Origin of the sequence: Microbacterium murale (assembly GCF_014635185.1) — a bacterium.
Classification (GTDB): Bacteria; Actinomycetota; Actinomycetes; order Actinomycetales; family Microbacteriaceae; genus Microbacterium; species Microbacterium murale.
Window position 1 is genome coordinate 226660 of the sequence record NZ_BMCM01000001.1, and the last position, 21331, is coordinate 247990.

The 21331-nt window shown below is 67.2% G+C and carries 17 protein-coding genes; 5 read left to right on the forward strand and 12 right to left on the reverse strand.

Going from position 1 to position 21331, the window contains the following annotated elements; translation table 11 throughout:
- Nucleotide 1: 1 nt before the first annotated feature.
- The 4 genes from IEV67_RS01065 to IEV67_RS01080 are packed head-to-tail and all read right to left on the reverse strand — an operon-like array spanning nucleotide 2 to nucleotide 4840.
- Nucleotides 2-1591 (reverse strand): ABC transporter substrate-binding protein, encoded by a 1590-nt coding sequence (locus IEV67_RS01065; RefSeq protein ID WP_188434683.1) that lies wholly within the window; start codon nucleotides 1589-1591, stop codon nucleotides 2-4.
- A complete protein-coding gene (locus IEV67_RS01070; RefSeq protein ID WP_188434684.1) occupies nucleotides 1588-2610 on the reverse strand; it encodes an NAD(P)-dependent oxidoreductase in 1023 nt (340 codons plus the stop codon). The genes IEV67_RS01065 and IEV67_RS01070 overlap by 4 nt, the downstream gene beginning before the upstream one ends.
- Nucleotides 2607-4190, reverse strand: coding sequence for an amidohydrolase (locus IEV67_RS01075; protein WP_188434685.1), 1584 nt, complete (start codon nucleotides 4188-4190; stop codon nucleotides 2607-2609). The genes IEV67_RS01070 and IEV67_RS01075 overlap by 4 nt, the downstream gene beginning before the upstream one ends.
- Nucleotides 4190-4840 (reverse strand): FMN-binding negative transcriptional regulator, encoded by a 651-nt coding sequence (locus tag IEV67_RS01080; RefSeq protein WP_188434686.1) that lies wholly within the window; start codon nucleotides 4838-4840, stop codon nucleotides 4190-4192. The genes IEV67_RS01075 and IEV67_RS01080 overlap by 1 nt, the downstream gene beginning before the upstream one ends.
- A gap of 23 nt (nucleotides 4841-4863) precedes the next feature.
- Between IEV67_RS01080 and IEV67_RS01085 the strand changes: the two genes are divergently transcribed.
- The 3 genes from IEV67_RS01085 to IEV67_RS01095 are packed head-to-tail and all read left to right on the forward strand — an operon-like array spanning nucleotide 4864 to nucleotide 10544.
- Nucleotides 4864-6180 (forward strand): aminotransferase class I/II-fold pyridoxal phosphate-dependent enzyme, encoded by a 1317-nt coding sequence (locus IEV67_RS01085; RefSeq protein WP_188434687.1) that lies wholly within the window; start codon nucleotides 4864-4866, stop codon nucleotides 6178-6180.
- Nucleotides 6181-6222: 42 nt separating this feature from the next.
- On the forward strand, nucleotides 6223-9108 hold the full coding sequence (locus IEV67_RS01090) for an FAD-binding and (Fe-S)-binding domain-containing protein (RefSeq protein ID WP_229702602.1): 2886 nt from the start codon (nucleotides 6223-6225) through the stop codon (nucleotides 9106-9108).
- Nucleotides 9105-10544 carry an aldehyde dehydrogenase family protein gene (locus IEV67_RS01095; RefSeq protein WP_188434688.1) on the forward strand — a complete coding sequence of 480 codons (1440 nt, stop codon included), beginning with the start codon at nucleotides 9105-9107 and terminating at the stop codon, nucleotides 10542-10544. Before IEV67_RS01090 ends, IEV67_RS01095 begins: the two co-directional genes overlap by 4 nt.
- Here IEV67_RS01095 and IEV67_RS01100 read toward each other — a convergent pair.
- From IEV67_RS01100 to IEV67_RS01115, 4 genes are read right to left on the reverse strand one after another with little or no spacing between them, the layout of a single operon-like run.
- The gene (locus tag IEV67_RS01100; RefSeq protein ID WP_188434689.1) at nucleotides 10510-12438 is read right to left on the reverse strand and encodes a helix-turn-helix domain-containing protein; all 1929 of its coding nucleotides are present in this window, start codon (nucleotides 12436-12438) and stop codon (nucleotides 10510-10512) included. The two genes, IEV67_RS01095 and IEV67_RS01100, sit on opposite strands and share 35 nt — an antisense overlap.
- A gap of 35 nt (nucleotides 12439-12473) precedes the next feature.
- Nucleotides 12474-13259, reverse strand: coding sequence for an enoyl-CoA hydratase/isomerase family protein (locus IEV67_RS01105; RefSeq protein ID WP_188434690.1), 786 nt, complete (start codon nucleotides 13257-13259; stop codon nucleotides 12474-12476).
- A complete protein-coding gene (locus IEV67_RS01110; RefSeq protein WP_188434691.1) occupies nucleotides 13259-14524 on the reverse strand; it encodes a CaiB/BaiF CoA transferase family protein in 1266 nt (421 codons plus the stop codon). The genes IEV67_RS01105 and IEV67_RS01110 overlap by 1 nt, the downstream gene beginning before the upstream one ends.
- Nucleotides 14521-15993, reverse strand: a complete 1473-nt coding sequence (locus IEV67_RS01115) for an MFS transporter (RefSeq protein ID WP_188434692.1) — start codon at nucleotides 15991-15993, stop codon at nucleotides 14521-14523. The genes IEV67_RS01110 and IEV67_RS01115 overlap by 4 nt, the downstream gene beginning before the upstream one ends.
- A gap of 198 nt (nucleotides 15994-16191) precedes the next feature.
- Here IEV67_RS01115 and IEV67_RS01120 point away from each other — a divergent pair, with 198 nt between their 5' ends.
- A complete protein-coding gene (locus tag IEV67_RS01120; protein WP_188434693.1) occupies nucleotides 16192-16539 on the forward strand; it encodes a hypothetical protein in 348 nt (115 codons plus the stop codon).
- A 15-nt stretch (nucleotides 16540-16554) separates the two neighbouring features.
- On the opposite strand, the gene IEV67_RS01125 is transcribed toward IEV67_RS01120, so the two are convergent.
- On the reverse strand, nucleotides 16555-16956 hold the full coding sequence (locus tag IEV67_RS01125) for a four-helix bundle copper-binding protein (RefSeq protein WP_188434694.1): 402 nt from the start codon (nucleotides 16954-16956) through the stop codon (nucleotides 16555-16557).
- A 147-nt stretch (nucleotides 16957-17103) separates the two neighbouring features.
- Between IEV67_RS01125 and IEV67_RS01130 the strand changes: the two genes are divergently transcribed.
- Nucleotides 17104-18489 carry an MFS transporter gene (locus IEV67_RS01130; protein ID WP_229702604.1) on the forward strand — a complete coding sequence of 462 codons (1386 nt, stop codon included), beginning with the start codon at nucleotides 17104-17106 and terminating at the stop codon, nucleotides 18487-18489.
- A 9-nt stretch (nucleotides 18490-18498) separates the two neighbouring features.
- Here the strand turns inward: IEV67_RS01130 and IEV67_RS01135 are convergent, their stop codons facing one another.
- From IEV67_RS01135 to IEV67_RS01145, 3 genes are all read right to left on the reverse strand, one after another.
- The gene (locus IEV67_RS01135; protein WP_188434696.1) at nucleotides 18499-19005 is read right to left on the reverse strand and encodes a MarR family winged helix-turn-helix transcriptional regulator; all 507 of its coding nucleotides are present in this window, start codon (nucleotides 19003-19005) and stop codon (nucleotides 18499-18501) included.
- A 79-nt stretch (nucleotides 19006-19084) separates the two neighbouring features.
- Entirely contained in the window at nucleotides 19085-19540 is a 456-nt protein-coding gene (locus tag IEV67_RS01140) for a MarR family winged helix-turn-helix transcriptional regulator (protein WP_188434697.1), read from the reverse strand.
- Between the two features lies 1 nt (nucleotide 19541).
- A complete protein-coding gene (locus IEV67_RS01145; RefSeq protein WP_229702606.1) occupies nucleotides 19542-21257 on the reverse strand; it encodes an MFS transporter in 1716 nt (571 codons plus the stop codon).
- Between the last annotated feature and the right edge of the window lie 74 nt (nucleotides 21258-21331).

The window sequence follows — 21331 nt, forward strand, 5'->3', positions numbered from 1 at the left end:
ATCAGTGCGTGACCCAGGCGTTCTTCAGGTTGTAGCGCGATCCATACGGATCGGTGGCGTACCCGTGGAACGTGTCGGCGTTCCACATCTCGAACTTCTGCGGGACCGCCATCGGGATGAGGATGAGGCCCTGGTCGGCGACCTCGGTCGTCAGCTGTTCGATGAGGTCTGCCTTCTCGTCGGCGTCGGATGTGGCCTTCGCCTCGGCCAGCAGGGCCTTGGCGGCATCTGCATCGGCGTTGCCGTCCCAATGGTTCATGGCTCCGGATTCCGACAGGAACGGGTCGAAGTAGAACGTCGGGTCGGCACGGTAGCTCCACGGCAGCGACACGAGATCGGTGAAGGTCTCACCGGCCGTGAAGATCGGCGAGAGCTCTGATGCCGGCGTCGCCTTCAGATCGAGCGTGATACCGGCCTCGGCGAGCTGCTGCTGCATTTGCTCGTAAATGGGATGCTGCGACTGGACGGCATCCGAGAAGTACGACAGCACGATCGTCGGGTTCGGCTGCCCTGCCTCGTCGAGCAGCTTCTTCGCGGCGTCCACATCCCTGGTGTAGTTCGGGGTGTTCTCATCCACGCCTGGGGTGGCCGGGTCACCGGCGGGGACGACGAGCGACTCCTCACCGTGTCCGAGCATCGCGACATCCACGAGATCCTGCCGGTCGAGCGCCAGTGAGACGGCCTGACGGACGCGGACGTCCGAGAGCGGACCCGACTCGGGGTTGATGAAGATCGGCAGCGTCTGAGTGAAGGCGGGATCGCCCAGCGTGAAACCGGCGGCCACCGCTTGGTCGGCGATGCTCCCGTCGCCGAACCACGCCGCATCCGCCGTGCCCTGCTGCAGAGCCGCCAGACGTGTGCTCTCATCCGCGATGATCGGCATCTCGATCGTGTCGAGGTAGGGCTTGCCCTCCTCCCAGTAGTGCTCGTTCTTGGAGAGCGTCATCGAGACGCCGTCCTCCCAGGCAGTCAGCTGGAACGGACCGGTGCCGAAGGTACGCGTCTGACGCTCCTCTTCGGTGGCGTTGCCGTAGCCCTCACGGCCGACGATCATGAAGGTCTCGCGGTGCGCTGCGGCGTTGAGGAACGTGCCGTTGGGCTGGCTGAAGGTGAATGTCACTGTGAGGTCGTCGGTCGCGGTGACCGACTCCAGTCCGAGGAGATAGGCCTTCTTGCTCGTGGTCGCCGCCTGGTAGCTCTCAAAGGTGTAGACGACGTCGTCCGCGGTGAAGTCTGATCCATCCGCGAACTTCACACCTTCTCGGAGCGTGAACACGTAGGTGAGCTCGTCGGGCTGGTCGTATTCGAGGGCGAGGCCCGGTTGGATCTCACCGTTCTCGTCTCTCGTGAGCAGGGTCTCGTATGCCTGGTCCATGATCGTCTGTGCGGCGAGGGCCGTGGCGACCATGGGGTCGACACCTCCGCCGAGAGGCTGGATGTCGATCGCGTAGGTGGCTGTACCTCCGGCGACCGGCTCACCGGCGTCGCCGGTTCCGTCTGGTCCGGTGGCGGATGGGCCGCTGCAGGCCGTCACCGCCAGGGTCAGCGCGGCGATGGTGCCGAGCAGGGATAAACGCAGGGAGTGTTTCATCGTGATGTCTCCTTCAATGCATTCTTGGTGGGAACTCCTCGACCAGGGCCGATCGAGGAGTGGTTGAGAATGATGTTCTCGGGGTCGTCGCCGCCTCCGACCCTGACGATCTGTTCGGCGACGAGGCGGTGCAGCAGCAGGCGCATCGCATCGGTGTTGCCGCCGACGTGCGGGGTGACGAGCGCGTTCGGCAGATCCCACAGCGCATGTCCATCCGGCAACGGCTCCGGATCCGTGACGTCGAGTGCCGCGGACAGCCGTCCGGATGTCAGCTCCGCGACGAGCGCCTCGGTGTGCACGACGGGCCCGCGTCCGACGTTGACGACGATCGCGCCGTCTGCGAGCGCGGCGAGGATGCCGGCATCCACGAGACCGGCCGTCTCGGAGCTGAGCGGCACGGTGCAGATCAGGGCGTCTGCGCCCTGAACGATCTCGGCGAGCACCGAGACCGGGTGGATGACCGTGCCGTCGTGGAGGGTGCGCCCGGTGCGGGCGATGCACACGATCTCCGCCTCGAAGGGTGCGAGGCGTCTGACGACCTCGCGGCCGATGCCGCCGTGGCCGAGGACCACGACGCGCTTGCCCCAGAGACCGGGGCTGCGGGAGTTCGCCCATGTCGCCTGCTGCGCGAACGCGGGGATGCCACGGCTCGCCGCGAGCAGCAAGGTGCAGGCGAGCTCGGCGGTCTGATGTTCCATGGCGCCGGCGGCGTTGGCGAGCACAGCGTGCGGCGGCAGGTGCGTGGCGACGCCTTCGCTGCCGAGCGAGAGCAACTGAACGAGGCGGGCGTTCGTCGCGAGCGGAAGCGATGCCGCCAGCGCGGGGATCCCGACGTAGGTGGGGTTGGGAGTGGGGCTGGTGGTGTGGAAGGGCGAGACGACGACGTCGATGTCAGCGGGGTCGGCGCCTTCCGGGGGCGAGAGGAAGTCCCAGCCGATCAGCCGAGCCGTGACGCGCCCGCCGATGAGCCGCTCGATCTCAGCGCGGTCGATGACGGGTGGCAGGGAGACGGTGATCATGACACTTCGTTCCAGGCGCCGTCGAGCACCGTCGCGCGCACGCCGATCGCAGCGATCTCGGATATGTCGACATCGATCGGGCTGCGCTCCAGCACCGTGAAGTCGGCGAGGAAGCCGGAGGCGACGCGGCCGAGACGATCCTCCATCCCGGCGATCCACGCGCCGTTCACCGTGACCGTGTTCAGCGCCTCGGCGACCGTGAGCTGTTCGCCGTCGCCGATGATCGCTCCGCTGCTGCTGGTTCGATCGGCGAGCACCTGCACTGCCCGCAGGGGCGACCCTGCCAATGGGCGATCGGTGCTTCCGACAATGCGGATGCCGGCATCGGTCAACGACCGTCCGCGATACAGCCACGGCGCACGGCTGACACCCATCTGCGCCACGAAGTCGTCGCCGGAGTCATAGAGGAACGACGGCTGACTGACGATCGCGATGCCGAGTCCGGCCAGCACGGAGATCTGGTCGGGACGGATGAGCCCGCCATGCTCGATGCGATGACGACGATCGATGGTGCCGCCATGAGATGCTGCCTGCCGGAAGGCTTCGATCGCGACGTCGATCGCCTCGTCGCCGATCGCGTGCACGGCCAGCTGCCAGCCGGCGCGGTGCCCGTCCACGATGCCGGCGATCAGGTCCTCTGGGTCGATGCTGTACTGCCCGCGCTCGTCCGAACCCTCATAGGGTTCGGTGAGCCGCGCGGTGCGCACCATCATTCCGCCGTCGATGACGACCTTCAGCGCGCCGATGCGAAGGCGGTCGGAACCGAGACCGGTGCGAAGGCCGACGTCGAGACCTCGCTCGAAGCCGTCGCCGTGTCCGCCGAGCACAGGGTGCAGCGCGTCCAGGCTCGGCATCAGCTGCATGCGTACCGGGATGCGACCGCTCTCTAGCAGCCGCAGATGCGTGCTGATATCGAGCGGGTTGAGACTGCCGATGCGGCCGCCGGCCCCGGCATCCATGCAGAAGGTCACGCCTTGCCGCCGTGCCGCCTCCGCGGCGATCTCGATCGTGCGGCCGGCCTCGTCGAGCGAGAAGGGCAGCCGCTGGGCGCGGACGAGATCCTGTTCGACCTCGTGGAGGACGCCCAGATTCCGCTCGGCGAAGTCGCGGTCCACTGCGCCGGGGATGTCGCGGATCACGGAAGAGGAGATCACGGAGGAGTGGCTGGAGATGTGACGCGCCCAGGCCTTGCGCCCACCGGCGGCGCGATCCAGTTCTGCGGCCGTGAGGTCGCGTCCGATCACCCGCTGGTCGTAGCCGCTGATCTCGACCCACTGCTCGGGGGCGAACGACGCTGAGCCGTCGGCGATGATCGTGAGGGCCTCATCGACGGTGCCGGCAGCGCTGATGTCGATGGCGAGCAGACCCTGGCCGGTCAGCTGCAGGTGGGTGTGCGAATCGATGAATCCGGGAAGGACGGCCGCCCCGCCCGCATCGATCATCTCCACGGCATCCAGGCCCGCGACGTCGTCGTCGAGACCGACGACACGGCCACGCCACAGACCGATCCGGCCCGCGGTGGGGCGTTCGGGATCGAGGGTGACGACCTGCGCGTTCTCGATGATCGTGTCGAGTCGCATCAGTGACCAGGCCTCCTCGCGTCGGGCTCCTGCAGGGTCTCGGTCATCCGCTCGGCGACCATGCGTGCCTCCTCATCGGCAGAACGTCGAAGATGCTCCTGGGTGGCGATCCTGTCGGCCTGCGTGCGGTTCTGCCCGAACTTCGTCTTTGCCTGGGCACTCTCCACGTGGATGCGGAAACCCATGACGAGCGGCAGCAGACTGTCGATCCGCTTGTCGGCGACATCGTCGATCTTCCAAGGTCCGCCGTCGGACGGACTCTTCAGAGCCTCGTGGACACGAGTGAGTTCGACGAGGTGCGCACGGAGTTCGCTCGTCTCGCTCATCGGCTCGCTGCGTCCCTGCAGGTGAGCGACGCTGAAGTTGTAGGTCGACAACCCGGGTGCCGTGTACCAGTCGGGGCTCACATACGCGCGCGCTCCGTGGAAGATGCACAGCACCTCCTTCCCCGCGGCGATCGCCTCGGAGAGCGGATCGACCCGCGGGATGTGACCGATGAGCGTCATGCGCTCACCGTCGTCTTCGAGCAGCAGAGGGAGGTGCGCTGCGCGCATAGGGGCTTCCACGACGAGTGTGGCCAGGGCGTGCGCGCTGATGAGCTGCGCGACTTCTTGGCGGGAATCTGCGGAAAAGAGTGGATTGATCCACATGTGTTCTAGTACACTTTCTAACTATGCTAGCTGATGATCTCCCCACCCTAGTGTCGTCGAGCGCGATAGCGAAAGCCTTTTCTGCGGCGATCGCCAGCGGGGAGCTCGCCGTCGGCACTGCACTCCCGTCGATCCGCTCGCTCTCTGAAGAGATCGGCGTGAGTCCTGGCACGGTCGCCCTCGCATTCCGCCTGCTGCGCGAGCGAGGCGTGATCACGTCTGCGCATGGCAAGCGCAGTCGTGTCGCAGAACGCCCACCGATCCCTCGCCCGTTCCGCCTTCCGCTGCCGGACGACGTACGCGATCTGTCCACGTCTTCGCCGGACCCCGCGCTGCTTCCCGACGTCGGCAGCTTCCTCTCCCCCGACCTCTACGCACCGCGCCTGTACAACACGCCCGCGCTGGATGACGCGCTCGTCCCGATCATGTCGGCGCAGTTCGCCGCAGACGGCATCGACGGGCAGCTGACCGTCGTCAACGGCGCGCTGGATGGCATGGAGCGGATTCTCGCCACGCACCTCCGCCCTGGCGATGCCGTGATCGTCGAGGACCCGCAGTGGGTCTCGTCGCTGTCGCTGTTCCGCGTCCTCGGACTCACGGTCGTGCCGGTGCCTGTCGACGACGAGGGCATGATCCCGAGCGCTCTCGCCGAGGCGCTCGGATCCCGCCGGTCGGCGGCGCTTATCCTCACGCCACGCGCCCAGAACCCGTACGGCTCGGCTCTTTCCCCCGAGCGCGCCGAGCGTCTGCGCGCTGTCATCGCGAAGACGCCGGAGCTGATCGTGATCGAGGACGACCATGCGAGTCTCATCGCGGGAGCCCCCGCGTCGACCTTGGCCACCGGTCGCCAGAAGTGGGCGGTCATCCGCTCGATGAGCAAGGCGCTGGGGCCGGATCTTCGGATCGCTGTGATGAGCAGCGACGCGGAGACGGCCGATCGCGTGGAGGGTCGACTCCTGCTCGGGCCCGGCTGGGTGAGTCACCTGACACAACGACTGGTCGCCGCCGTGCTGTCCGATGAGCAGGCGGTCGCGCAGATCGCGACTGCGGAGCGCGTGTACACGGAGCGACGGAGCGCCTTCGCCGGCGCGCTCGCGGACCGCGGCATTCCGAGCGTCGGACGATCGGGCATGAACGTGCTCATCCCCGTCGCCGAGGAGAGCACTCTCGCCGGCTTCCTCCTCACCCGCGGCTGGGCGGTCAGAACCGGCGAGCCGTTCCGCCTCCACACACCGCCCTTCATCCGGGTGACGACCGCCGCTCTGAAACCGGAGGATGGCGTCCGCCTGGCCGACGATCTGCGATTCGCGCTGGGCGGAGAGCGCTACCGACCGGCGTGAGCGGTTGACATACTGCCGCCGCCTGTGAGTAGCATGCTACTCATGTCCCTCGTTGAGCCAGAGCTGTCGCGGTCCGACGTGACCGACGTCGTCTCAGCGCTGCGCCGCGCAGTCGGCGGCGAGGTCGACGACGGCAGCCGCCGCCGTGCCGAGTACTCCAGCGACGCCTCCAACTATCGGGTGCCGCCGCGCGTGGTCGTCTTTCCCCGGGATGTCGACGATGTTCTGGCCGTGGTCGATACGGCCAGAGCGACACGCACTCCCCTGACTTCACGCGGCGCCGGGACATCTGTCGCGGGCAACGCCGTGGGCCCCGGGATCGTGATGGACTTCTCCCGGCATCTCTCGACGATCCACGAGATCGATCCTGTCGAACGCATCGCCCGTGTCGACCCTGGCGTCGTGATGGCCCGCCTCCAAGATGCCGCTGCGCCCTTCGGCCTGCGGTTCGGGCCCGATCCCTCCACATGGGCGCGTTGCACGATCGGCGGAATGATCGGCAACAACGCCTGCGGATCGCACTCCCTCGCTTACGGGCGCACAGTCGACAACGTCATCGATCTCGACGTCATCGACGGCCGCGGGAGACGTTTCGACGCAGCATCCGGTTTTCATGCCGTCACCGGCATGGACGCCTTCGTCAGCGCGAACATGGCGACCATCCGCACCGAGCTGGGCCGCTTCGGCCGCCAGGTCTCCGGCTATTCGCTCGAGCACCTGCTGCCCGAGAACGGGCGCTCACTCGCCAAGGCGCTCGTCGGAACCGAGGGCACCTGCGCCGTCATCCTCGGCGCGACAGTGCGGCTCGTCGAGAAGGCGACCGCCCCTGTGCTCATCGTGCTCGGCTACCCCAGCATGGTCGCGGCGGCCGACGATGTGCCGAATCTGCTCACGCATCGTCCCGGTTCGATAGAGGGCCTGGATGCCCGGCTCGTCGATGCGGTGCGCGATGCCAAGGGTGCGGGTGCCGTCTCGGCGCTTCCCGAGGGCGCCGGCTGGCTGCTCGTCGAGGTGTCGGGCGAAGACCTGCGCGATGCCGAGGCCGGCGCCGCGCGTCTCATCGCGGATGCCGCGGCGATATCCTCCCGAGTCATCGCCGACCCCGTCGCCGCACGGCCGGTCTGGCTCATCCGCGAGGACGGAGTGGGGTTGGCCGGGCGCACCGCGGCCGGAGCGCAGGCCTGGCCCGGTTTCGAGGATGCCGCGGTACCACCTGAACGGCTCGGGCAGTATCTGCGCGACATGGACGAGCTGTTCGATCAGCACGGGCTGTCCGGCATGCCGTACGGGCATTTCGGCGACGGCTGCATCCACGTGCGCCTGGACATCCCGCTCGAGAAAGACGGCTCGGCCCTGCGTGCGTTCATGGTGGATGCCTCTCGCCTGGTCGCGAGTCACGGTGGATCGCTCTCCGGAGAGCACGGCGACGGGCGTGCACGCAGCGAGCTGCTGCCGCTGATGTACTCGCCCGCCGCGCTCGAGGCATTCGCCGGATTCAAGCGCCTGTTCGATCCGGACGACCTCTTCAATCCCGGCGTCATCGTGCGCCCCGCCGCAGTTGACGCCGACCTGCGCCGCCCGCAGGCCCTCCCGCTGCTGCGCGCCGACGGCATGGCCTTCGCACACGACGACGGAGACTTCACGAAGGCTGTGCACCGCTGCGTCGGCGTCGGCAAATGCCGCGCAGACAACACGGCATCCGGCGGATTCATGTGCCCCTCGTATCTCGCGACCTCTGACGAGAAGGACTCGACCCGCGGCAGAGCACGCGTGCTTCAGGAGATGATCAACGGGCAGCTGGTCACCGACGGATGGGCCTCGGCCGAGGTCGAAGACGCACTCGATCTCTGCCTGTCATGCAAGGCCTGTGCGAGCGACTGCCCCGCCGGGGTCGACATGGCGGCGTACAAGGCGGAAGCACTGCATCGTCGGTACCAGGGGCGATTGCGTCCGATCACGCACTACGTTCTCGGCTGGCTGCCGCGCTGGGCACGGCTCGCGTCGCCCTTTGCTCCGATCGTGAACGCTGCCCTGCGCGTTCCCGGTGTCAGCCGCCTCGCGCTGCTGCTCGGCGGCATGGACACTCGCCGGTCGATCCCCTCCTTCGCCCGCCGCAGCTTCCATTCCTCCGCACGCAAGCGCGAGCGCGGGCGCCACAGCGCCCCCGCCCCCGCGCAGCGTCGGGTGCTGTTGTGGGCCGACTCCTTCTCCGACAGCTTCAGCCCGGACATCCCTGTCGCGGCCATCGAGGTGCTCGCGGATGCCGGAATCTCCGCCGTGCTGCCGGAGAGCCCGCAATGCTGCGGCCTGACGTGGATCTCGACCGGACAGCTGAACGGGGCGCGGCGCAGACTGACCGCTCTCGTCGACGCCTTTCATCCCTACGTCGCGGACGGCGTGCCGATCGTCGGCCTCGAACCCTCGTGCACGGCGGTGCTGCGCTCCGACCTGCTCGAGATCCTTCCTGACGATCCGCGGGCACGCGATATCGCCCGGAACACGTTCACGCTCGCCGAAGTGCTCACCGGTCGCACGCCCGTCAGACCTGATCCTTCCTGGAGTCCCCCCATCCTGGACGGCGCCGAGATCGTCGTGCAGCCGCACTGCCATCAACACGCCGTGATGGGCTTCGCCGCCGATGCGGAGCTGCTCGGCCGGATGGGCGCGACCGTCACGGAGCTCGCCGGATGCTGCGGCCTGGCCGGCAACTTCGGTATGGAGCGCGGCCACTACGACGTCTCGGTCGCCGTAGCCGAGAACGCGCTGCTCCCGGCGTTGCGCGCCAAGTCGGAGACCGCGGTGTTCCTCGCCGACGGCTTCTCCTGCCGTACGCAGGCCGACCAGCTCGCCGACATCCCCGGCATCCATCTCGCCCAGCTCATCTCCGGCGCGCAGGACCGCGCGCCCCGACCGAAGGACCGCACATGACCACAGCGACCGGCATCTACATCGACGGCGCCTGGCACGACGTGTCGGAGCACCGGGAGAACATCAACCCGTCCGATCACAGCGACGTCATCGGACTGTTCGCCAGGGCGGAGCGCTCTGCCGTCGACGACGCGGTGGATGCCGCCACCCGCGCTTTCCCCTCCTGGTGGCGCTCCTCACCGCAGCGTCGTGCCGATCTGCTCGAGGCGGTCGCCGCCCGGATCATCGCCGATGCCGACACGCTGGGCACGCTGCTGGCGCGCGAGGAGGGCAAGACTCTCGTCGAGGCGAAGGGCGAGGTGATGCGCGCCGCGCACATCTTCCGGTTCTTCAGCGGCGAGGCGCTGCGGATGCACGGAGAGCGTCAGGCGTCGACACGCGAGGGCGTGACCGTGAACCTGCTGCGCGAGCCGCTCGGAGTCGTCGGGATCATCGCGCCGTGGAACTTCCCCATCGCGATCCCCGCATGGAAGGCCGCACCAGCACTCGCCTACGGCAACACCGTTGTCATGAAGCCGGCCGAGCTGGTTCCGGCGAGCGCCGTCGCGTTGACCCGCATCATCCACGACGTCGGCTTCCCACCGGGCGTCTTCAATCTCGTCACCGGTTCGGGGTCGGTCATCGGCGACGCCATCGCCGCGCATGAGGGCGTCGCCGCTGTGACTTTCACCGGGTCCGAGCCGATCGGGCGCCGGGTCGCGGCGACCGCGGTAGGGCGCCTGGCTGAGGTACAACTCGAGATGGGTGGGAAGAACCCGCTGATCGTCCTCGCCGACACGGACCTCGACGTGGCCGTCGACTGTGCGGTGCAGGGCGCCTTCTACTCCACCGGGCAGCGGTGCACGGCATCCAGCAGGCTCATCGTCGAGGCGTCGATCCATGATGAGTTCGTCGATGCCGTGCTCGGCCGGATGGCGCAGTTGCGTGTCGGACACGCGCTGGCGGATGCGACGACGATCGGCCCCGTGGTCGACGAACGGCAGTTGGAGACCGATCTGCGCTACCTCGGGATCGCCCGCGGCACCGCGGGTTCCATCGTCCACGGCGGCGAGGTGATCGACAGCGACACCGAGGGAAACTTCCTCACTCCGGCGCTGATCGTCGGAGCGAGCAATTCCGACACCGTGAGCCGCGAAGAAGTGTTCGGCCCGGTCGCATCCGTCATCAGCGTCAGCGACTACGACGAGGCCGTCGCGGTGGCGAACGACACTCCGTTCGGACTCGTCGCCGGCATCTGCACGCGCTCACTGCGTGCGGCGGAGGACTTCCAGTCCCGCTCCGACACCGGCATGGTCATGGTGAATCTGCCGACGGCCGGCGTCGATCCGCACGTGGCGTTCGGGGGACGAAAGGGCTCGAGCTTCGGACCCCGAGAGCAGGGCGCTCACGCCCGCGACTTCTTCACCCAGACGAAGACGGCGTACGTGCGTCCCTGATTACGCGGCGCAGGCTCTCGAGCCGTACGGCTGCCTGCACTCGGAAGCGGAACTCGGAGTCGTCCCACTCGCCTTGGAGGAGTGCGTGAACGCGTTGCAGACGCTGCTGCACGGTGTTCTTGTGGATGTGCATCTTCTCTGCGACCGCCTGGCGACTCTCCCCGCTGTCGAAGAAGCATGCCAACGTCTCGAACAGGGCCGTACCTCGCCGCTCGTCCCAGGAGAGGACCGCCCCGAGCAGGTCGCCCACGAACCGTGTCGCCGACTCCGGGTCCGCGGCCGCGAGCGAGTGATACGGCGCGAACAGATCGGATGACACGGTGGTGGCCTCGATCCCCAGCGCGGGAAGGAAGCCGAGGTCGGCCGTTGCACGCTCCACTGCGCCGGCGAGACCGGCGGTCCCCGTGACAGGGCTGCGCGCCACCGCGGTCAACGCCTGCTCGCGCAGCCGGTCCGCCAGGATCCGTCGCACGCGCTCGCTCTGAGCCACGGCATCGCCGGTCGTCCAGGCGATGATCAGACGATGATCGCGATGTGCGACGAAGCCATCCTCTGCGACGGCTGCGGCGGCCATCGACGCGGCATCCGCCACGTCACGATCTCGCAGATCGATCACCGCGCAGCCGATGATCGGTGCCGAGAACTCCACGCCGTCATCGCTCGCCGAGTCGGAATCGCCATCGTCGATCACCTTCAGCAGCCAACGCGCGCGGCGCTCTGCGCGAAGCGCGCTCGCCGCCTCGCGCTTGAATGAGACCAGGGCCGCCACATGACCTGCGCGCTCGAGTGTGCGCTGGTCGACATCATCGATGTCGCCGCTGCCCTTCGAGCCGCTCCCCTCCGCGATGATCGCGCCGACGATGCGGTCGGCACCGAGGATGGCGACGAGAATCCAATGCGATCCACGTGCCTCGAACGATTCGGCGTGGCCGCTCGCCTGGCTGGCCTCCATCGCATCGCGTATGGCCCGACGGGGCGGTAGCGTCCCGTCTCGATGCAGCGCACGGCCATCCTCGTCGAGCGCCCAGACTTTGCGTTCCAGACGGCGCGCGACGGTGGAGACGAGATCGACGACCGTGGCGCCGGACATCACCGCCGAGGTCAGTTCTTCGTGGATGCCGCTCGCACGCTCGGTCGCCGCGAGATGCCGCTCCAGCTCGCGATACGCCTCCTCGGCGCGCGCTGTCGCGGCGGCCCGTTCGGCGAGAGCTCGCGCCGTGTGGAGGACGGCGGCCGCGTGGTCGGCGAACGCGGAGAGGAGAAGAATCTCTTCCGGCGTGTATTCGTAGCCGAAGCGGTTGCACGCGAAGAGCGCACCGAGCACCTCATCGCCGACGGCGAGGGGCACTCCGAGGAAGGAGACCAAGCCTTCCGCCTCGACCGCTGCGTCGATACGGGGGTCGTGCGGTGTCTCGCTCATCTGCTGATAGCGCGCGACCCACGCTGGTTCTCGCGTGCTCGCCACCTTGCTGGCGAGCCCGAAGCCCGCGGGGACCAGCAGGTCGCGGAACTCCGGAGTCACGGTGCCCGCCGAGTGGCGCACGCGGAGATCGCCCGCGTCATTCTCGACCTCGGAGAGGTAGGTGACGTCGGTTCCCATGAGCTCGTGGGCTCGTTCGACGAGACGCTTCAGGACGTCGTCGACGTCTTGAAGGCGCACGAGTTCGCGTGCGGTGGAGAAGAGCGCCTCGACTTCGGCCGCCCGGCGGCGCAGACGCGCGTTGAGCAGCTGGGACTCCCGCACGGAGGCGATGACTTCGCCAGCATCCGAGGCGCTCATGCCCGATCGTTCGAGAATCCCTCCCACGCCGGCATCCGACTGCCCTGGTTCGGCGCGCGAAGCGGCGAGCACCTCACGAGCGAGCTCGGAGGCGGTGAGCTCCGAGCCAGCCATATGACCCTCCGTCTGGATTCGAACGCGCGATCCGCTCAGTCTATGAGCTTGTGAGAGGGGAATACCGGTGCCCGGCGCTCGCCGAAAGCCGCCAACCCCTCCCGCGCATCATCGCTGGTGAAGGCTGCCTGTCCGAGCTGCGCCTCGAGGCGGAACGCATCCTCGAGCGGCAGGTCGGAGAGAGCGCGCACGGCGCTCTTGATCGTGGCGACGGCGGTGCGGCTCTTCGACAGCAACTCGTCCGCGATCCCGTGCGCGGCATCCAGCAGGTCAGCCGCCGGCACGATGCGATTCAGGATGCCGTAGCGCAGGGCGGTCTCCGCGTCGATCCGGTCGCCCCGGAGCATGAGATCCATTGCGAACGCGTAGGGGATCTGTCGGACGAGCCGGGCGAGCGTTCCGCCCGCCGGCACCACCCCGACACCGGTCTCGGGAAACGCGAAGCTCGCCTCCTCCGTGGCGAGCCGAATGTCGGTCGACAGCAGGATCTCGAAGCCGCCGCCCAGGCACAGTCCGTTCACCGCGGCGATGACCGGTTTGTCCAGCTGCGTGTGCTTCTGATGCGCAGCATCCCATTCGCTGATGTCGAAGCGTCCCTCTGTGAGAGCCGGGATCGACTCGCCGAGATCGGCGCCGACGCAGAACGCACGGGGCCCTGCGCCGGTGAGGATCGCCACGCCGATGCGAGGATCGTCCCTAACCTCGGCGAATGCCTCTCCCAGCTGCTCGTACATGGCGAGAGTGAGCGAATTGAGCTTGTCCGGGCGGTCGATCGTGATCACCGCAGTCGCGCCGGAACGATCCAGCCGAACCCGCCCCATCAGATCGTCCCCGCGTCGCGCAGCGCATCGATCTCGTCGCTCTCGAAGCCGAGCAGATCACGCAGGATCTCGGCGGTGTGGGCGCCCTTGTCCGGAGCCCTGCCGCTGGTGCGCGCAGGAGTGACATCGAGCTTGACCGGTGACCCGAACGTCCGCAATGATCCGTATCCCGGATACGTGGTCTCCACGACCATGTCGCGGGCCGCGATCTGCGGATCCTCGACGACCTCGCCGATGTCCTTCACCGCGCTGAGCGGCACCAGGTCTCCGGCGAGTTCCTCGAGTTCCTTCTTGGTGCGGCCCTGGAACCATCGCTCCACCATCGGCTTGACCCGTTCGCGGTAGACGACCGCGTCGAAGCGGTCTGCCATCGCATGCAGGTCGGGGTTGCCCGCATGGTCCTCGGCGTCGCCGAAGATCTCGCAGGAGATCTTCCAGAACTTGTCGGTGTAGCCGCCGAAGAAGACGAAACCGTCCTTGCAGGGGAACAGCTCGTACGGGCGGACGAAGGGGTGCGCGTTGCCGAGCGGCTTCGGGATCGTTCCCTCCGTCGTGTACGCGACGACCGCGTTCTCGGTGAGAGTCAGCACGGAATCCTGCTGCGAGATGTCGACGAGCTGTCCCTTCCCGGTCGACTCGGCGTGACGCAGCGCGGCGAGAACGCCGATGACGCCGTACAGGCTCGCCGCAAGGTCGCCGATGATCGTCCCCACCCGCGTCGGCGGGCCGTCGGCCGCGCCGTTCATCGACCACAGCCCTCCGGTGGCCTGCGCGCTGTTGTCGTACGCAGGCCGCTTGCGGTACGGCCCGGACTGTCCGTACCCGCTGAGTGCGGCGTAGACCAGTCGCGGGTTGACCTCCCGCAGTCGCGAGTAGCCGATGCCGAGCTTGTCCATGGTGCCCGGACGGAAGTTCTCCACCAGCACGTCCGCACTGGCGACGAGCCGCTCCAGGAGCGCAGCGCCCTCCGGGTGTTTGAGGTTCGCGGTGAACCCGAGCTTGTTGCGGTTGTACTGTGCGAAGAAGCCGCTCATCGGCTCATCGCCCTCGCGGTCGAGCATCGGCGGGAACGTGCGGGTGTAGTCCGGGTCATCCGGATGCTCCACCTTGATCACTGTCGCGCCGAGATCCGCGAGGATCATGGAGCAGTACGGCCCTGCGACGACGCGGGTCACATCGACCACGACGACGCCGGCGAGGGAGCCTGGAGTCGCGTCGAAGTTCCCCAGAGCGGCCAGGGTGTCGCGGATCTCATCGGTGATCATCGTGCGTTCTCCTCGATCTCGGCGGCGGCGGATTCGGCGGTGGTGGATTCAGCGGTGGTGGTCTCGATGCCGGCCGAACGCTCGGAACGGCGCTGCAGCCGGTGCAGCAGGGTGGATGCCGCGAGCGTGATGAGTCCCGCCACGACGATGTACACGGCGATCGACCACGATCCGCCAGTCGATGCGAGGAGCTCGAGATAGATGACGGGGACGAACGCGGAACCGACGATCGTGCCGATCCCGAGCGCGAGGGACATGCCGGTGTAACGGATTCGCACCTCGAAGGCCTGGGCGTAGAGGACGCCCAGCGTTCCATAGGTCGCGCAGAAGCCGACAGTCGTCGCGATGTAGGCCACGTATGCGGCGACAAGGCTGCCGGTGTCGATGAGCCAGAACGCCGGGAAGGCCACCACGATCGACAGGACCGTCCCGATGGCGAAGACACGCCACACGCCGAACCGGTCTGCGAGCCAGCCGGCGAGGGGAAGCCCCGCCAGCGCGAGCACCGAGCAGACTGTGGCGATGACCAGCATGTCCGAACGTCCGTGGCCGATGAACTCGGTGCCGTACGTGAGGCTGAACGTGAACAGCATGTAGAACACGGCCCCGATGACGGCGAAGCTCAACGCGGCGAGCAGCACCTGAGCGGTGTGCGTCTTGAGGGTGTCCCAGAGCGGAACGCGCGCCTCTTGACCTGCGCGGCGCATCGCCTCGAACTCCGGCGTCTCCGCGATGCGCAGTCGGATGAACAGCCCGATCAGCACGAGGACAGCGCTGACGAGGAAGGGGATGCGCCAGCCCCAGGCCTGGAAGGCATCGCCGGGGAGTGCGACGAGCGGCAGGAAGATGAGGGTCGAGAGCGTCAGGCCGAGTGCGAGTCCGACCTGCGGGAAGCTGCCCAGGAATGCTCGACGCCCGGGTTTCGCGTGCTCGACGACCAGAAGCACTGCTCCACCCCATTCGCCGCCGAGGGCGAAGCCCTGGATGAACCGGAGGAGCATGAGGATCACCGGCGCCGCAACGCCGATCGTCTCGTACGTCGGCAGCAGGCCGATGACGAACGTCGCCGCTCCCATGGTGACGAGGGAGACGACCAGCACCTTCTTGCGGCCGATCCGATCCCCGAAGTGGCCGAAGACGATCGACCCGAGTGGGCGACCGAAGTAGCCGACGGCGATGCCGCCGAACGCGAGGATCGTGCCGACCAGCGGATCGAAGTCAGGGAAGAACAGCGCATTCAGGATCAGCGCGGCCGCGGTCGAGTAAGCGAAGAAATCGAACCACTCCACCGTCGTACCCACGACGCTCGAGGCGACGATCGTCCGAATCTGCGACGGGGGCGCCACGTGTTCGTCCGCGGGCGTCTCTACCGTGCTCATCTCGCTCCATCCCGCGACCGTCACCGGTGAAGATCGCTCCTCAGCGATCGTGGCATCGACCGCATCCGGCGCATATGGTCGCTTCGCCATATTCATGCAGCCCGAAGTAGCGGTCTCGCACATGTCCAACGCCTTCTGCGGGAGGCGCAGTTCTACCCGCCGCGTTCGTCCGAGCGGGGAGATCGCCGACGGCGAGCGAATGTTGCGGTGTGTGTCGGCTCTTGTTGGCCGATGCACGACGGCGACCTACCGTATGGAAGAAGACATCCGCCGACCGAGGAGATCATCGTGTCCACCCCGCTGCACCGCCTTTCACCCCTCGAGGTGACGGAGCGTGCGGCGTGCATGTGCGACCACGGCGACGTCTGCTCCTCGTTCGCACCAGGACACGCCCTGCATCTGATTCAGGCGCGCCTCGCGTCGGCGACGCCGAGCGACTGGGTCGACGGGATCGTCGAGCAGGCGGATGCCGTCACCGGCGAGCTGCGTGTGCGCAGTCTCGACGGCGATCAGCACTCGCTCTGGAATGCGTCCGGTGCCGCGCTCGAGGCGCCGGAGGGCACGCCGGTGGCTCTGCACTCGCGATACAACGTGCTCGCCGTCGGTCGCGTGCAGTTCAACGTCGCCGCGGTCTGAGCGGCAGGACTGCGCTCAGGCGGTCGCCATCATCATGTTCTTCATGTCCATGCAGGCGTCCATGCATGCCTTGCAGGACTGTGCGCACATCTTGCAGACCTCGCTGTGAGCGGCGTGCTCCATGCACTCTTCCATGCACATCTGACACATCGCGATGCAGGCGTCGAGCATCGCCATCATGACTGCGGGCGTCATGCCCTGCATCCGCATCATCGAACGCATCATGGTGTTGCACATATCTGCGCAGTTCATGCATGCCGGCGCGCAGTCCATCATCTGCATGGAACAGACCGTGCACGCCTGCTCACAGGCCGCGCACGCATCCATGCACGCCTGCATGACCGCCATGTCCATCGCTTCCATGCCCGGCATCGCCTTCACATCCGCCGACATGGCACCCATCATCATCGAATCCATCGCACACCGCTTTCGTCAGGGCTTTCGCCTTCGAGAAGCGGGCAGGAGACCCGCCTGACGCCAGCGTAATGCCGTTGCGCGCGGGCGTCGATGGCGATCTTGCGCGGTCGCGTCCCGCCCCGGCCACCAGGGCGTAGTCTCATCACCGTGCCGGCATTCTCCTCGCTCCAGCGGCTCGTCATCAGCATCGCCGTCCTCGCATCGTTCGTGACGTTCCTCGACGGAACGGTCGTCACCGTCGCGCTGCCCGCGATCAGGGACGAACTCGGCGGCGGCATCACGACCCAGCAGTGGGTGGTCGACGCCTATCTCATCACGCTCAGTGCTCTCATCCTGCTGGCCGGATCCCTGTCCGACGCGTACGGCCGCGTGCGCATCATGCGCATCGGCCTCATCGCGTTCGGCATCGCATCCGTCGCAGTGGCAGCGGCGCCGGAGCCGCTCACGCTCATCATCGCCCGTGCCCTCCAGGGTGCCGCAGGCGCCCTGCTCGTGCCGAGTTCACTCGCCCTCATCATGGCGACCATGCGCGGCGAGCTGCAATCACGGGCCATCGGCGTGTGGACGGCCTTCACCACTGGTGCTCAGATCGCCGGTCCGCTCCTGGGCGGACTGTTCGTCGACCTGCTGTCGTGGCGGTTCGTCTTCCTCATAAACGTCATCCCGATCGGCATCACGCTCATCCTGCTCGCTCGCCTGCACCTGCCCGATCAGCCGCGTGGCGCGCGCGTGGACTGGTGGAGCGGGATGCTGTGCGCGGTCGGTCTCGGCGCGGTGGTGTTCGCCCTCATCGAGCAGCCGAACCTCGGTTGGGGCTCACCCGCGATCTGGATCCCGGGTCTCGTCGGCGTCGCACTGTTCATCGTCTTCCTGCTGCGCCAGCCCAGCTCGCCCGCACCGCTGATGCCGCTCTCGCTCTTCAACGCCCGCAACTTCGCATGGGGCAACCTCGCCACCCTGTTCATCTACGCCGCGCTCTCCTTGAACGGATTCGTCATCGGCGTCTACCTGCAGGAGGGTGCGGGACTTCCCGCGACCGCGGCGGGCCTGGCGAGCCTGCCGATCACGATCCTGATGATCCTGCTCAGCTCGCAGGCGGGCGCGTGGGCTGGCAAGCTCGGGCCGCGGCTGTTCATGACGGTCGGGCCCTTGCTGATGGCCGCCGGCGCGCTGCTCCTTCTCACCGTCTCGCTGGAGTTCAGCTACTGGTGGCAGGTGCTCCCGTCGATGATCCTCCTCGGACTCGGACTGTCACTCACTGTCGCACCGCTCACCTCTGCCGTCCTCGGCGCCATCGACGAAAGCCGTTCGGGCATCGCATCCGCCGTCAACAACGCGATCTCCCGCGTCGCCGGTCTCATCGTCGTCGCCATGCTGTCGACGATCGTCGGCGGCACGCTCGACCTCGACGGATTCCACAACGCGGCATGGGTCACCGCGACGCTCATGGCGCTCGGCGGAGTGATCTCGTGGATCGGCATCAGGCGACCGGTCGCGCAACCCAGCGAACCCGCTGATCAGCCGCACACCTGACCCGCCGGATCACCGCCCGAGCGCGCCGAGCAGCTCCACGAAGTGGTCGAGGTCGGCCGGCGACCAGGTGCGCAGCCGCTCGCCGATGCGTCCCTCATAGCGAGCACGCGCGATCGCGATGCGCTCCTGCGCGAGATCTGTCGCGACCAACAGGCGTGCACGCCGGTCTTCGGGATCGGGGACGCTCTCGACCAGACCGAGTTCTTCCAGTTGACGCACCTGGCGGCTCACGGCCGACTTGTCGGTCTGCAGCCTCTCGATGATCGCGCTGGCAGACGTCGCCTTGCCGCTCGCGATCGAGGTCAGCACCTGGTAGCCGAGCGGCTGCAGGTCGGGATGCACGGTGACAGCCGCCTCGCGCCAGCTCACGCGGATGCGCGCGAAGAGCCGGCCCAACTCATGTTCGACCCTGCTGACCGCCTGGTCGAGTTCGCTGCCTTCGAGCACCCCGTCGCCGGTCTCAGGATCGGATGCTGCGGCGCCGGGAGCCACGGGTTCGGGAGACGACGCACTCATGATCGCCAGTGTACGGCGAAGCCCCGCCGCAGCACGCCTCGGGGGCGATGGCTGCGACGGGGCTTCTCCTGCTCGGACATCAGACCTCGGCGAGAAGGCGGAACACCTTCGATGCGGCGTGAAGCTCGTCGGGCGTCAGCTCGGCGAGGATCTCGCGCAGCCGCTCGGCGTGGTCGCCTCTCAGATCGGCGAGGATCTCGCACGCAGCCGGCGTCGCCGTGAGCACACGCTGGCGTCCGTCGTTGTCGTCCGGGCGCGATTCGAGAAGATCGAGATCCTCCAGCATCCGCACCTGACGGCTGACGACCGACTTGTCCATCTCGAAGCGATCGGCGAGCTGATGCGCGTTCGCGTTGCCCGCCCTGGCGATGAACGTCAGCAGCTTGTAGCCGGATGGCTGCAGCTCGGGGTGGATCCGTGCAGCGGCTTCCTTCCAGAGCGACCTCGCCCTCGCGAAGATCAGGTTCAGATGTCCCTGGAACTCCGCGAGGGCTTCATCGATGTCGGTCGGCACCGCAGTGTCGGCGGCGGTCATGTCAGCGCCCGTTCTCACGATCTTCGCGCTCGAGCACGGTCACCGAACCCGTGGTCGGAGATGAGGACTCAGCGGTGCTGATGCGGATGGTGCCGGTCGACGTCGTCGCTCCCACCTCGGCCTCGGCGAACTCGATCGCGGATTCCTCTGCCTGATCGCGCAGCTGTTCGGCGGCGTTCTTCGTCGACAGCGGCTTGTTCCTGATGAAGGCGATCGCGATGATCGACAGCACGGCGAGCGGGATCGCGATGATGAAAGCCTCTGCGATGCCTTGACCGTAGGCGGATTCGACGATGGTGCGGATCGTCTCTGGCATCTCGGACATGTTCGGGACATCGCCGGATGCGAGGTGCTTCAGAGCGTCGATCTCGTCGGGAGTCGTGGGCGTGAAGCCCTTCAGCCCGCTCGCGATGTACGTGCCGACACTCGTCGACAGCACGGAGCCCATGATCGTGACACCGATGGTGCCGGCGATCGTACGGAAGAAGTTGACGTTCGAGGATGCGGCGCCCAGCTGCGTGGGAGGCGTGTCGTTCTGCACGATCAGCGTGAGGTTCTGCATGACCATGCCGAGGCCTGCGCCGAGCACGAACATGTAGACCGCGACGAGCGGGAACGGCGTGTCATAGCGCAGGGTGGCCATGAGGCTGACGCCGACGGTCGCGAGCACGGAGCCCGTGATCATCCAGCCCTTCCACTTGCCGAACCGGCTCACCAACTGGCCGATGATGATCGAGGCGCCCATCTGACCGATGATCATCGGGATCGTCATGAGGCCGGACTCGGTCGGCGTGGCGCCGCGCGCGAGCTGGAAGTACTGCGCCAGGAAGACCGACGTGGCGAACATCGAGACGCCGATCGCGATCGAGGCGATGACCGACAGCGTGAACGTGCGGTTGCGGAACAGCGACATCGGGACGATCGGTTCCTTCACGAAGAACTCGACCGCGATGAACCCGAGGATGGCGACACCGGAGAAGACCGCGAGCATCACGCTGGTCGACGAGTCCCACTCGAACTGGCTGCCGCCCATCGACACCCAGATCAGCAGGCTCGAGACGCCGACGGCGAGCAGGACGATGCCGAAGTAGTCGATCGACACCTTGGTGCCGCGCTGGGGCTTGGGCAGGTGCAGCGTGAACTGCAGGAGGATGAGTGCCACGATCGCGAAGGGAACACCGACGAAGAAGTTCGCGCGCCACCCCAGCGTGTCGGTGATGAGGCCACCCAGAAGCGGGCCGCCGATGGTGCCGAGCGCCATGATGCCGCCGACGACGCCCATGTACTTGCCTCGTTCACGCGGCGAGATGATGAGCGCGACGGCGATCATGACCAGCGACATCAGGCCGCCGACACCGATGCCCTGGATGACACGCACCGCGATGAGCATGTTGGTGTCGGTCGAGAATCCGGCGATCACCGTACCTGCGGTGAAGAGGATGAGAGAGAGCTGGACGAGGATCTTGCGATCCATGAGGTCGGCGAGCTTGCCCCAGATCGGCGTGGAGACCGCGGTCGCCAGAAGGCTCGCGGTGATGACCCAGGTGTACTGGGACTGGGTGCCGCCGAGGTCGGCGATGATGACCGGCAAGGATGTCGACACGATGGTGCCGGACAGCACGGCCACGAACATGCCGACGATGAGGCCGGAGATCGCGGTGAAGACCTCGCGCGCAGAGCGCTTGGTCTCCGGGGTGGGTGAGGTGTGGGATGTCAAAGTGGAATGCTCCTGCGTCAGAAAGTTGATCTACATCAACGATAGACGCATAGTTGCTTCAAGTCAACTGTAGC